This window comes from Streptomyces griseorubiginosus, assembly GCF_036345115.1.
GTDB lineage: Bacteria > Actinomycetota > Actinomycetes > Streptomycetales > Streptomycetaceae > Streptomyces > Streptomyces griseorubiginosus_C.
This window is the reverse complement of the sequence record NZ_CP107766.1, coordinates 2,915,667-2,927,609: the sequence shown is the minus strand read 5'-3', so window position 1 is coordinate 2,927,609 and position 11,943 is coordinate 2,915,667. Positions and strand designations below refer to the sequence as shown.

The window sequence follows — 11,943 nt, the reverse complement described above, 5'->3', positions numbered from 1 at the left end:
GACCGGCAGCACGGCGTCCCGCGGCGGGGTGCCGGTCGCGTCAGGCCCCGCCGCGGCAGCCGAGAAGAAGGAGACCGCGGAAGATCACGGGGGTAGGCTAGTCACTCCTCAGCTCCTCAGACAAGTGAGAATTCGCTGAGTGCCCCTTGTCCTCGCGTGAGTTGGTGAACCGCAGATGCCGCTAGGTCCCGTCCGTCCCAGCCCTCTGGTCGAGCAGGCCGCCGAGCGGCTGCGCGAGCAGATCACCGCGGGGCACTGGCCCGTCGGGACCAAGCTGCCCGGGGAGACCACGCTCGCGAAGGAACTCGGCGTCGGCCGCTCCACGGTCCGGGAGGCGCTGCGGGCGCTGGCCGGGGCGGGGCTGGTGCGGGCGAGGCAGGGCGCGGGGGTCTACGTCACGGCCACGGAGGCGGTGGGCGACTGGCCGACCCGGCTGCGCCGGGCCGCGGTCACCGACGTCTACGAGGTCCGCATGGCCGTGGAGGTCCACGCGGCCCGCCTCGCCGCGCGCCGCCGTACCGCCGAGGACGTGGCGGCGATGGCACGCGCGCTGGAGGGCCGCCGGGCCGCCTCGGCCTCCTCCGACGCCGACTTCGTGGACGCGGACATCGCCTTCCACGCGGCGGTGGTCGCGGCCGCCCACAACCCCGTGCTCGCCGACCTCTTCCGGGAGTTCACCCCGGTCCTGCGCGAGGGCCTGATCGAGCTGCTGACCCTGACCGACCTGCGCGCCACCGACCCCAATACCGCCGACGAGGCCCACGCGGCGCTGGTGCGGGCGGTGACGGACGGGGACGCGGAGGCGGCGGCGGAGATCCTGCGGGGGGAGCTGGAGGATCCGTTCGGGGGCTAGGGCGTCGTCCGCCGGACAGGCCCCGCCTCGGCTACACGATGTCCAGGGGCTCGTGCGGGCCGGACGGGAGGTTGATCTCCACCGCGTCGCCGGGCCGTATCTCGCCGCCCGTCACCACGACGCTCATGATTCCGGAGCGGAACCGCGGGCGGCCGTCCTCGGCTCGGCCCACGACCTGCTTCATCAGGCCCTTCTGGAACCCGTCGATCTGGGCGCACGGATTGCGCAGGCCCGTCACCTCGACGACGGCCGTCTCGCCGAGCCGCAGCCGCGTGCCCCGGGGCAGCGACAGCAGGTCGATCCCCCGGGTGGTGACGTTCTCGCCGAGTTGTCCGGCCGCGACCTCGAACCCGGCCTGCCGTACTTCCTCGAAGAGCTCCTCGTGGATCAGGTGCACCTGTCGGAGGTTCGGCTGCGAGGGGTCCTTCTTCATCCGGAACCGGTGCTTCACCGTTGCCCCGCCGTGGACGTCCCCCTCCACCCCGAACCCTTCGAGCAAGGTGATGCTCTCCCGGTTCGGCTTGCTGAAGGAGTACGTGCCGTTGCTGCTGACCGCGCTGATCATCCCACCCATGGGGCAAGCCTAAGCGCCGGTCAGGCGTCGGCGGCCCACTCCCGCAGCGCCGCCTTGCTCGCGAAGTCGGCGACGTTCTTGTCCAGCGGGTCGTCGGTGTACTGGTGGAAGCGCCACTTCGCCTGGATGCGGGGCTTGCCCGCCGTGACGTAGTCGGCGATCCAGAGGCCGTCGCCGGCGTAGGACGTGGTGTCGACGTTCAGCCAGTAGTGCCGGTTGCAGTACAGGATCACCCTGTTGTTCGGCCGGAGCTGCCGCACCTTGCGGATGAAGGCGTCCTTCTCCGCGTTGGTCGCGTGGGTGCCCTCGCCGGTCGTCTCCCAGTCCACGGCGAGGATGTCGCCCGCCTTCTCGGGGGCGTGCTTGACGAAGTACTCGGCCTGGGCGGTGAGGTTGCCGGGCCACAGGAAGTGGTAGAAGCCGACGACCAGGCCGGCGTCGCGCGCGTGCTTGGTCTGCGCCGCGAGTTTCGGGTTGACGTAGGAGCGGCCCTCCGTCGCCTTGATGAAGACGAAGGAGAGACCGTCCGTGGCGTAGGACGAGGACTGGTAGGCGCTGACATCGATACCGCGGAGCATGTGGGGGCTCCCTGAAGTGTCGTCGGGGGGACGGGAGTTGTCATGATGCCCCCGATGCGCCGGAAGACACCTCGGGGAGGCTGCCGCGCCCCCTCCGGGACGCTGCCGCGCCGCCTCGGGGAGGCTACTGCGGCACCGCGTAACCGGGCACGGACGGCCACCGGACGGTCAGGAGCACCGACTCCTCCTCCGCGTACCAGGAGTGGTCGACCCCGTGCCCCCACACGACGTAGTCGCCCTGCTCCGCCAGGACCACGTCCCGCCCGGGCAGCTCCACCCGGAAACGTCCGCTGATCAGGACCAGCAGCGCGGTACGTGCCTCGCCCCGCACCCACTCCTTGCGCCGGTCGCCGCGCGGGTGGATGCCCCACTTGATCTCCACTGCCTCGCTGTGGCGCGGATCGCCCGGCTCCTTGAAGTGGCCGAGGAGCCAACCCCGGTCCAGCGGGGCGTCCTTGCCGGCGTTGCCCACGTACACGCTGTCGTTCATGGCGGGGGATGCTAGCAACTTCCGTTTTGCCGGGAACCGGCGCGGTGTCCCACTCGCGGACGACGGCAATGTTGCGGAAACCCTTGACGCGCGGAGCCCTGCTGCGTAGATATGTCTGCGCAGTCATGTCAGCGCAGTCATACGGGACAGCCGGGCTGACGACTGCCGGAGATCAGGAGAGACCCATGGCACGACTGGCTAGCCGCAGCACCGGCACCGCACCACGCAGCATCGACGTGGCGCGGCTGGCGGGCGTCTCGCAGAAGACGGTGTCCAGGGTCATGAACGGTGAGCAGTACGTCTCCGGTGACCTGCGCCGACGGGTCCTGGAAGCGGCCGAGACCCTCGGCTACCGGCTGAACCACGCCGCCCGGGCGCTGGCCTCCGGGCGGACCCGGTCCATCGGCGTGGTGACGCTCGGTACCGCGCTGTACGGACCCGCCTCGCTGCTGATGGGCCTGGAGCGGGCCGTCCGGGACACCGGCTACACGCTCCGGGTGGTCAACACGGTGGAAGGGGACGCCGCGGGGATCGCCGGTGCCGTCGACTCGCTCCTCGACCAGGGCGTGGACGGCATCGTCATCTCCGAGCCGATCGACGAGGAGGGGGACGCCGGTGTCGCGATCCGCGCCGACGTGCCGTTCCTGGTCCTCGGTGCGCCGCCGCCGTTCACCGCGCACCGGGTGGTGACCGCGGGGCTCGTCGCCCACCAGCTGGCCCGGGCCGTCACCGAGCATCTGCTGGACCTCGGGCACCCGACCGTCCACCATCTCGCCGGTCCACAGCGCTGGTACGCCGCCAGGGACCGGATGGAGGGATGGCGGGCCACGCTGGCCGCGCACGGCAGGCGCGAACCGCCGGTGACCGTGGGCGACTGGTCGGCCGCCTCCGGGTACCGCGCGGGGCTCGAACTGGCCGGGGACGGTGAGGTCACGGCGGTGTTCGCCGCCAACGACGACATGGCCATCGGGCTGATCCGCGCGCTGCTGGAGACGGGTCGGCGGGTGCCGGAGGACGTCAGTGTCGTCGGTCTGGACGACATACCGGTGGCCGCGTATGTGACTCCGCCGCTGACGACGGTCCGGCAGCCGTTCGACGCGACGGCGCAGGACGGCCTGAAGCGTCTGGTGCACGCGATCGAGAACCCGGACGCCGCGCCGATCCCGCTGGACGACCCGCCGATCAACCTCGTCGTACGAGCGTCCACGGGGCCCCCGCCGGGTCGGACGGTGTCGCCGGGTCGGACGGTCTTGTCGGACCGGGTGGGGGCGGGGGACCGGGTGGCTGTGCCGGGTCGGGTGACTGCGGCGGATCGGGCGGCTGCGGCGGACCGGCCCGCTGTGCCGAGCCGGATGGCTACGGCGGATCGGGTGGCTGCGGCGGACCGGGTCCCTGTGCCGGATCGGCTCGCTGTGCCGGACCGGACGACCCCGCCCGAGCGAACGCCCTCGGCCGCCCGGCGAACCACAGCCTGACCCGTCGGGCGAACCACAGCCTGACCCGTCGTCCGCCCCGCAGCTCACCGGCTCGCAGCCCGTACCCGGTACCCCGTTCCCCGATCCCGATGGGAGACCCGCCCACCCCCAGCGCCCACCCTCACCCGCAGCCCCCCGCACCCCGCACCTGAGTGCGCCAGCCGGCCCCGTCGCATCGGGTCGTCGTACCGCCCACTCACCTGCGCGGAGGCCTGGGCGCTCCCCCCGAGCCGATGAGCCCGCCATGGGCCCCTGCCCCCTCCCGCCGCCCCCGGCGGGAGCCCCCCTGTCAGCCGACGAGCGTGACGTGCCCCGCCCCGGCCCCCGTGAGGAAACACCCCACGGCCCGCCGGCCCCGGCCCCGCCCCGCCGCCCGTGCCGAACCCAGCTCTGACATCCCGAACAGCACGCCGTCGCCGGTGCGCCGATTCCCTACGCCCTCTGCGGAGTCCACCATGTCGAAATTCCTCTCAGCCGCCTCCTCGGCCCCCTTGAACCGCCGCGGCTTCCTCGCCGCGACCGGCGCCCTGACCCTCGCGAGCACCCTCTCCGCCTGCGGAGGCGGCAGCGGTGGCAGCGGCTCCGGTGGCGGCTCCGCCGCCAAGGCGGTCAGCCAGGCCGACATCGACAAGGCGATGAAGACGCCCACCGAGCTGGTGTTCTGGACCTGGGTCCCGAACATCGACAAGGAGATCGCGCTCTTCCAGCAGAAGTACCCGGCCATCAAGGTCAAGGTCGTCAACGCCGGACAGGGCGTCACCCACTACACGAAGCTGCGCACCGCGCTCAAGGCCGGCAGCGGCGCCCCCGACGCCGTACAGATCGAGTACCAGGCGATCCCGACCTTCACCATCACCGACAGCCTGCTGGACCTGCGCCCGTACGGCGCCGCCAAGCTCAAGGACACCTTCGTCGACTGGACGTGGGGACAGGTCAGCGGAGCCGACGGGGAGGTCTTCGCGATCCCGCAGGACACCGGCCCGATGGGCATGCTCTACCGCAAGGACATCTTCGACCAGCACAAGATCGAAGTCCCCACCACCTGGGACGAGTTCGCCGCCGCGGCCCGCACGCTGCACAAGGCCGACCCGAACGTCTACCTCACCAACCTCGCGGCGAACGAGGCCGCCGCCTGGCACGGCCTGCTCTGGCAGGCGGGGGCCAAGCCCTACGCCCTGTCGGGCAAGAGCGACATCACCATCAGCGTCGACGACGCCGTCTCCCGCAAGCTCGGCGACTACTGGGGCGGCCTCGCCGAGGAAGGCGTCATCGGCACCGAGCCCGACTTCGCCGACTCCTGGTACGCGGCCCTGAACAAGGGCAAGTACGCCACCTGGATCACCGCGGCCTGGGGCCCGGCCTTCCTGTCCGGCTCGGCCAAGTCCACCGCCGGTCACTGGCGCGCGGCCCCGCTGCCGCAGTGGGACGCGGCCAAGCCGAGCTCCGGCAACTGGGGCGGTTCGACCACCGCCGTCATCAAGAGCACCAAGAACCCGATCGCCGCCGCGCTGTTCGCGCAGTTCCTCAACAGCGACCCGGCGAGCGCGAGGATGTTCGCCACCGAGCAGTTCTTCTTCCCGGCCACCAAGGCCCTGCTCGGGGACGCGAGCTTCACGGGCGACGCGCCCTCCTTCTACGGCGGCCAGAAGGTCAACCAGGTCTTCGCCGACGTCAGCTCCACGGTCTCGCCGTCCTTCCAGTGGCCGCCGTTCCTCGACCAGGCGGCCACGGACTGGACCGAGACCGTGGGCAAGTCCCTCGCCGACAAGACCGACACCGTGCGCGCGCTCGGTGCCTGGCAGACGCGGCTCACCGGCTACGCGAAGAAGCAGGGCTTCACGGTCACGTCCTGACGGCCCGCAAGGGCCCCGAGCCACCCGGCCCGGGGCCCGCCCGCCTCCTCCGACACCGGTCCCTCCCGCACCCGCTCCCTCCCGCAGCCGCCCCCTCCCTCAGAAAGGCCCGCCCATGACTGCCACAACCGCGGCCTCCCCCAAAGGCCGGCGCCGAGACGGGCCGAACCGCCCCGCGCGCGGCGGCAGGCGCCACCGCCGGTCGGCAGGGCCCCTGTTCGTCGCCCCCTTCATGGTGCTGTTCCTGCTGCTCTTCCTCGCCCCCCTCGGCTTCGCCGCCTACCTCAGCCTCTACCAGGAGCGGCTGATCGGCGGGACGGTCTTCGTCGGCCTCGACAACTACGTCCAGGCCGTGACCGACCCGCTGCTCGTCCACGGCGTCGTACGCGTCGCGCTGTTCTTCGTGATCCAGGTCCCGCTGATGCTGCTGCTGGCGCTGCTGTTCGCCCTCGCGCTCGACAGCGGCCTGCTGCGGCTGGCCCGGGTGATCCGCCTCGGCATCTTCGTCCCGTACGCCGTGCCGAGCGTGGTCGCCGCCCTCATGTGGGGCTATCTGTACGGCCCGGACTTCGGCCCGTTCGCCCAGCTCAGCCGCGACCTCAGCCTGCCGGTGCCGCGGTTCCTCAGCGACGGCTGGATGCTCGGGAGCCTCGCGAACATCGTGACCTGGGAGTTCGTCGGCTACAACATGATCATCCTGTACGCCGCCCTGCGCACGATCCCGGCCGAGCTGTACGAGGCCGCCGCCATGGACGGCGCCGGGGCCTGGCGGATCGCCTGGTCGATCAAGCTGCCCGCGCTGCGCCCGGCGCTGCTGCTCACCCTGCTGTTCTCGGTGATCGGCAGCTTCCAGCTCTTCAACGAGCCCAACCTGCTGATGAAGGTCGCCCCCGACGTGATCAGCAGCTCCTACACCGCCAACCTCTACGCCTACTCCCTCGCCTTCACCGGCCAGCAGGTCAACTACGCGGCCACGGTGTCCTTCCTCCTCGGCCTCGTCATCGTGATCGTCTCCTACGCCGTCCTGCTCACCGCGAACCGCAGGAGGACGTCATGACGACCACTCCCCAGCCCTCGGCCCCCCTCGCCCAGGGCACCCCGCCCGCGGCGGCCCCGACCACCCCGGCCGCCAAACCGGCCCGCGGCGCACTGCCGAGGCGGCCCCGGCGCGGCCCCCGCCGCAGCACCCCGCTGACCATCGCCATGCTGGCCGCCCTCGCCTACTTCCTGCTGCCGCTGTTCTGGCTGGTGATCGCCTCGACCAAGAGCACCCAGGACCTGTTCAACACGTTCGGGCTGTGGTTCTCGCACGCCCCGCAGCTGCTGACCAACGTCAAGGACACCTTCACCCAGGACGACGGCGTCTTCGTGCACTGGCTGCTCAACACGGTCCTCTACGCGGGGGTCAGCGCCGTCGGTGCCGCACTGCTGGCGGCGGCCGGCGGGTACGGGTTCGCCAAGTTCCGCTTCCGCGGCGACCGGGCGGCCTTCAACCTCGTGGTCGGCGCGGTCATGGTCCCGGCCACCGCGCTGGCCATCCCGACCTATCTGCTGTTCGCGAAGGCGGGCCTGGTCAACACCCCATGGGCGGTCATCCTGCCCTCCCTGGTCAACCCCTTCGGCCTCTACCTGATGCGGGTCTACGCCGAGGACGCCGTACCCGAGAGCCTCCTGGAGGCCGCCCGTATCGACGGGGCCGGCGAACTGCGGATCTTCTTCCGGATCGTGCTGCGGCTGCTCGGTCCCGGCCTGGTCACGGTCCTGCTGTTCACGCTGGTGGCGACCTGGAACAACTACTTCCTGCCGCTGATCATGCTCAACGACCCGGACCTGTACCCGATCACGGTCGGCCTGTCCTCCTGGGCCGCGCAGGCCCAGAACGGCGGATCCGGCGCCAGCAGCGACATGCTCGCGCTCGTGGTGACCGGCTCGCTGATCTCGATCGTCCCGCTCGTCGTGGCGTTCCTGCTGCTCCAGCGGTACTGGCAGAGCGGCCTCGCCTCCGGCGGCGTCAAGCAGTAGCGCACACCTCTCCCTCGTCTCCCGTCTCCCGGAGGTTCCCCCCATGGCGGCTCTGCCTGCCCGTGTCCTGTTCGGCGCCGCGTACTACCACGAGTACACGCCCGCCTACGACCCCGCACTCCAGCCGGACGAACGGCTGAAGACCGACCTGGACCTGATGGCCGAGGCGCACTTCACCGTCATCAGGGTCGGCGAGTCGGTCTGGTCGACCTGGGAGCCGAGCAACGGCCGTTTCGACCTCGACTGGCTCCAGCCCGTCCTCGACGGCGCCCACGAGCGAGGCATCTCCGTCATCCTCGGCACACCGACGTACGCCGCACCGCAGTGGCTGGCCCGCCAGTACCCGGAGATCACCGCCGAGCGCGCCACCGGGCAGCGGATGGGCTGGGGTGCCCGGCAGGAGATCGACTTCACCCACCCCGCGTTCCGCTTCCACGCCGAGCGGGTCATCCGGAAGATCGCCGCACGGTACGCCGACCACCCGGCGGTCATCGGCTGGCAGGTCGACAACGAACCCGGCCTGCACCTCCTCCACAACCGCGGGGTCTTCCAGCGGTTCGTGGACCACCTGCGGGACAGGTACGGCGACGTCGAGTCCCTCAACCGCGAGTGGGGACTGGTGTATTGGTCGCACCGGCTGTCCGACTGGTCCGACCTGTGGACGCCCGACGGCAACGAACAGCCGCAGTACGACGTCGCCTGGCGGGAGTTCCAGGCCCGCCAGGTCACCGAGTTCATCGGCTGGCAGGCCGACATCGTCCGCGAGTACGCGCGCGAGGGGCAGTTCGTCACCACCTGCATCTCGTACACCCGCCAGGGGGTGGCCGACGACGAGCTCGCCGCCCGGCTCGACATCGCCTCCGGAAACCCGTACTACGACATGCAGGACGGCCTGCTGCTCCCCGACCCCACCCCCGACACCCACGAGCAGGTCTGGAAGACCACCGGCGTCTGGTCGATGTACCAGACCGCCGACTGGATGTTCTCCTCCCGCCAGGAGCCCTTCCTCGTCACCGAGACCAACGCCCAGAGCATCGGCTTCGCCTGGGACAACCGGCCCGGTTACGACGGCCAGTGGCGCCAGGCCGCCTGGGCGCACGTGGCGCGCGGCGCCCGGATGATCGAGTACTGGCAGTGGCAGACCCTGCGCTTCGGCGCCGAGACCTACTGGGGCGGAGTCCTCCCGCACACCGGCCGACCGGGTCGCACGTACGCCGAACTAGCCCGGCTGGGCGCCGAGTTCGAGGCCGCGGGCCCGCTGGTCGCCGGCCTCGAACCGGACGCCGACCTCACGATGGTCTACTCGACGCCCAGCAAGTGGCTCATGCAGAAGTACCCGCCGCTCGCGACCCCCGACGGCGAACCGGACACCGCCGCCTACCACCGCCTCTTCGACCCCTTCTACCGCGGCGCGTTCGACGCCCGCCGCCAGGTACGGATCGTGCACGCCCGGCAGTTGGGCGACCTGACCCCGGAGGAGGCCGTACGGCGTCACCCGGTCCTCGTCGTCCCGGCCCTGTACGTCGTCGACGACGTCACCCTGGACCGGCTGGAGGCCTACGCCCGCGCGGGCGGCCACCTGGTCCTCGGGCCCCGTACCGGCTACGCCGACCACGAGGCGAGGGCCCGGCTCACCCCGGCCCCCGGCCGTCTCGCCGAGGCCGCGGGTGTGTCGTACGACGAATTCAGCAACCTCCACCAGGACGTTCCCGTGCGCGGGACGCCCGGCGGCCCGCTGCGGCTGACCGGGTCCGCGACCGCGACCCGGTGGATCGAGTGCCTGAACGCCACCGACGCCGAGGTGCTCGCGGGCTACGACCACCCGCACTTCGGCCGGTGGCCGGCGATCACCACCCGGGTCCACGGCACGGGCCGGGTCACGACCGTCGGCACGGCACCGGGCCGCGATCTCGCCCGGGCGCTCGCCGAATGGCTGGCGCCCACCCCGACCGGCGGATGGCAGGACCTCCCCGAGTCGGTCACCGCGACCACCGGCACCGCTCCCGACGGCCGTCGGGTCCACATCGTTCACAACTGGAGCTGGGAGGCCGCGAGCGTGAGCGTGCCGGCCGAACTCTCCGACGTTCTGGACGGCACGTCCGTTCCCGCCGGCAGCACGCTGGCTCTGGGTCCCTGGGACGTCCGTGTGCTCATCACCGCAACACCGTGACATCCCCGAAGGAGGGGCAGTGAAGAGAAGAACCACAGCAAAGGCGCTGGGCAGTTCGATTGCGGCGGCGGCACTGCTGGCCGGCTCCATGGCCGGAGCCCAGGCGTACAACCCGACCGGCGGGACCCTGTACCAGCTGGGCGGTGAGCCGTGTCTGAAGGGGCGGGGCAACTGCGCGGTCTACCCGAAGTCGGCCCAACTGCCCGGCGGACGGCTGGTCGCGTCCTTCGAGAAGTCGACGGTCGTGACGTCCTCGGGCAGCGCGGCCGGCCAGACCCTGCCGGTCTACAAGAGCGACGACGACGGCACGAGCTGGCAGCCCCTGTCGGAGGTCAAGGCTCCCGCGTACCTCTCCAAGGACCCCAAGTACGCCCGGTACACGAGCAATTGGACCAACCCGTACCTGTACGTGCTCCCGCAGGGCGTCGGCGGGATGAAGGCCGGCACGCTGCTCCTGGCGAGTGTCGTCTCCGGCGACGACGCCTACTACAAGGAGCACAAGGCGGCCGACCCGAACTGGACCGCGAACAACGACGGGGACCGCAGCGACCTGGCCATCGCCCTGTACTCCAGCACCGACCAGGGCCGCAGCTGGAAGGTCGTCAACGTCGTCGCGACCGGCGGGTGGCAGGGCGGCAGCGCGGGCGCGGTCGGGCAGAACGTCGCCGCCGCCAACACGTACCGGCAGGTGGACCCGCTCTGGGAGCCGTACCTGATGGTCCACAAGGGCAAGCTGGTCTGCTACTACTCCGACGAGAACGACTACACCGGCTTCGACCCGGTCACCGGCGTCCCCAGGAAGGACCCCGCCAACGACACGGCGACCGACTCGCACGGCCAGATCCTCGTGCACCGGACCTGGGACGGGAGGAGCGCCGGCTGGAGCGACCCCGTCGTCGACGTCTCCGGATCCGTCCAGGACATGGGCGGCGGCAAGACCGAGATCGGCGGAGGCCGGCCGGGCATGACCAACGTCGTGCCCACGACCGACGGCAGGTGGATGCTCACCTTCGAGTACTGGGGCGGCGGCGCCAACACCCGGTACGTGATCGCCGACGACCCGCTGAAGTTCTTCAAGGGCAGCCAGACGGGCATGTCGGTCGGCTCGCTGCCGGTCGTCGCGGGTTCCCGTCCGCTCAGCGGCGGGGGCAGCCCGGTGCTGATCCGGCTGCCCGACGGGCGACTGGTCTACAACGCGTCCAACAGCGGCGACGTGTGGGTCAACGACAGCGGACGCAGCGACGGAGTGTGGACGGAGTACCAGACCACCTCACCGGCGGCCTACAGCCGCAACCTCCAGTACGTCGACGGCACCGGCCGCATCGCGATCCTCAACAACCAGGGCACGTCCACGATCGCGTACGCCGAGGTCGACCTCGGTGACTCCGCCGGCGCCTACTACCGGCTGGTCAACCGGAAGACGGGCCAGGTGATCGGCACCGGCAACAGGACCAACGACGCCAACCTCGGCAACGCGGACACCCCGGACGTGGTCCTGGAGGACTCGGGCGCGGCGGCGAACCGGGACACCCAGTACTGGCACGTGGTGACCGAGCCGGGCGGCGGTACGACCCTGCTGAACAAGTCGGGCGGCCGCTCCGCCGCCGTCTGGACGGGCAACGCCACCGTGGGCCAGCGCATCGGCCAGTGGGTCGACAACAGCTCGACGGGCAGCTGGAACCTCGTCAGGTCCGCCGACGGCTACTACCGGCTCCAGGCCGTCAAGAACACGAGCCTCTATCTGACCGGCGCCTCCACCTCGGCGCCCCTGACCCTCCAGAACGCGGCCGACGACGGTTCGCAGGACTGGAAGCTCGTCCGCTAGCCGGTGGTGGTGGTTCGGTGCGCATTCCGGGCCACCACCATCTACCTGCCGCGGAAGGACCGTGTCATACTCCCACGCGGGATATCGAACGCCATACGAAATA

10 protein-coding genes and 1 pseudogene are annotated in these 11,943 nt (G+C 71.1%); 7 read left to right on the top strand and 4 right to left on the bottom strand.

Features of this window, described 5'->3' with window-relative positions; translation table 11 throughout:
• Positions 1–175 precede the first annotated feature (175 nt).
• Entirely contained in the window at positions 176–853 is a 678-nt protein-coding gene (locus OHN19_RS12985) for a FadR/GntR family transcriptional regulator (RefSeq protein ID WP_330264347.1), read from the top strand.
• Positions 854–884: 31 nt separating this feature from the next.
• On the opposite strand, the gene OHN19_RS12980 is transcribed toward OHN19_RS12985, so the two are convergent.
• The 3 genes from OHN19_RS12980 to OHN19_RS12970 all read right to left on the bottom strand — a co-directional run bounded on the left by OHN19_RS12980 (position 885) and on the right by OHN19_RS12970 (position 2,495).
• Positions 885–1,427, bottom strand: a complete 543-nt coding sequence (locus OHN19_RS12980; protein ID WP_330264346.1) for an MOSC domain-containing protein — start codon at positions 1,425–1,427, stop codon at positions 885–887.
• Positions 1,428–1,447: 20 nt separating this feature from the next.
• Positions 1,448–2,005, bottom strand: a complete 558-nt coding sequence (locus OHN19_RS12975) for a glycoside hydrolase family 25 protein (RefSeq protein WP_330264345.1) — start codon at positions 2,003–2,005, stop codon at positions 1,448–1,450.
• 124 nt (positions 2,006–2,129) lie between these two features.
• Complete coding sequence (locus OHN19_RS12970) at positions 2,130–2,495, bottom strand: signal peptidase I (protein ID WP_330264344.1); 366 nt, start codon at positions 2,493–2,495, stop codon at positions 2,130–2,132.
• Between the two features lie 230 nt (positions 2,496–2,725).
• On the opposite strand from OHN19_RS12970, the pseudogene OHN19_RS12965 reads away from it, so the two are divergent.
• Positions 2,726–3,730, top strand: a pseudogene (locus OHN19_RS12965) (LacI family DNA-binding transcriptional regulator); the annotation flags it as partial.
• 529 nt (positions 3,731–4,259) lie between these two features.
• Here the strand turns inward: OHN19_RS12965 and OHN19_RS12960 are convergent.
• The gene (locus tag OHN19_RS12960) at positions 4,260–4,427 is read right to left on the bottom strand and encodes a hypothetical protein (RefSeq protein WP_330264343.1); all 168 of its coding nucleotides are present in this window, start codon (positions 4,425–4,427) and stop codon (positions 4,260–4,262) included.
• Between OHN19_RS12960 and OHN19_RS12955 the strand changes: the two genes are divergently transcribed.
• The 5 genes from OHN19_RS12955 to OHN19_RS12935 all read left to right on the top strand — a co-directional run bounded on the left by OHN19_RS12955 (position 4,426) and on the right by OHN19_RS12935 (position 11,840).
• The gene (locus OHN19_RS12955) at positions 4,426–5,823 is read left to right on the top strand and encodes an ABC transporter substrate-binding protein (RefSeq protein ID WP_330264342.1); all 1,398 of its coding nucleotides are present in this window, start codon (positions 4,426–4,428) and stop codon (positions 5,821–5,823) included. The genes OHN19_RS12960 and OHN19_RS12955 overlap by 2 nt on opposite strands.
• A 115-nt stretch (positions 5,824–5,938) precedes the next feature.
• Positions 5,939–6,880, top strand: a complete 942-nt coding sequence (locus tag OHN19_RS12950) for a sugar ABC transporter permease (protein WP_330264341.1) — start codon at positions 5,939–5,941, stop codon at positions 6,878–6,880.
• The gene (locus OHN19_RS12945; protein WP_330264340.1) at positions 6,877–7,845 is read left to right on the top strand and encodes a carbohydrate ABC transporter permease; all 969 of its coding nucleotides are present in this window, start codon (positions 6,877–6,879) and stop codon (positions 7,843–7,845) included. Before OHN19_RS12950 ends, OHN19_RS12945 begins: the two co-directional genes overlap by 4 nt.
• Positions 7,846–7,888: 43 nt before the next feature.
• Positions 7,889–10,015 carry a beta-galactosidase gene (locus OHN19_RS12940; protein WP_330264339.1) on the top strand — a complete coding sequence of 709 codons (2,127 nt, stop codon included), beginning with the start codon at positions 7,889–7,891 and terminating at the stop codon, positions 10,013–10,015.
• An 88-nt stretch (positions 10,016–10,103) separates the two neighbouring features.
• The gene (locus OHN19_RS12935) at positions 10,104–11,840 is read left to right on the top strand and encodes an RICIN domain-containing protein (RefSeq protein WP_330269593.1); all 1,737 of its coding nucleotides are present in this window, start codon (positions 10,104–10,106) and stop codon (positions 11,838–11,840) included.
• Positions 11,841–11,943 lie beyond the last annotated feature (103 nt).

Excerpts from the sequence above, each read along its gene's own strand:
- OHN19_RS12985 (WP_330264347.1), top strand. The coding sequence starts at position 176 with ATGCCGCTAGGTCCCGTCCGTCCCAGCCCTCTGGTCGAGCAGGCCGCC.
- OHN19_RS12980 (WP_330264346.1), bottom strand. The coding sequence starts at position 1,427 with ATGGGTGGGATGATCAGCGCGGTCAGCAGCAACGGCACGTACTCCTTC.
- OHN19_RS12975 (WP_330264345.1), bottom strand. The coding sequence starts at position 2,005 with ATGCTCCGCGGTATCGATGTCAGCGCCTACCAGTCCTCGTCCTACGCC.
- OHN19_RS12970 (WP_330264344.1), bottom strand. The coding sequence starts at position 2,495 with ATGAACGACAGCGTGTACGTGGGCAACGCCGGCAAGGACGCCCCGCTG.
- OHN19_RS12955 (WP_330264342.1), top strand. The coding sequence starts at position 4,426 with ATGTCGAAATTCCTCTCAGCCGCCTCCTCGGCCCCCTTGAACCGCCGC.
- OHN19_RS12960 (WP_330264343.1), bottom strand. The coding sequence starts at position 4,427 with ATGGTGGACTCCGCAGAGGGCGTAGGGAATCGGCGCACCGGCGACGGC.
- OHN19_RS12950 (WP_330264341.1), top strand. The coding sequence starts at position 5,939 with ATGACTGCCACAACCGCGGCCTCCCCCAAAGGCCGGCGCCGAGACGGG.
- OHN19_RS12945 (WP_330264340.1), top strand. The coding sequence starts at position 6,877 with ATGACGACCACTCCCCAGCCCTCGGCCCCCCTCGCCCAGGGCACCCCG.
- OHN19_RS12940 (WP_330264339.1), top strand. The coding sequence starts at position 7,889 with ATGGCGGCTCTGCCTGCCCGTGTCCTGTTCGGCGCCGCGTACTACCAC.
- OHN19_RS12935 (WP_330269593.1), top strand. The coding sequence starts at position 10,104 with ATGGCCGGAGCCCAGGCGTACAACCCGACCGGCGGGACCCTGTACCAG.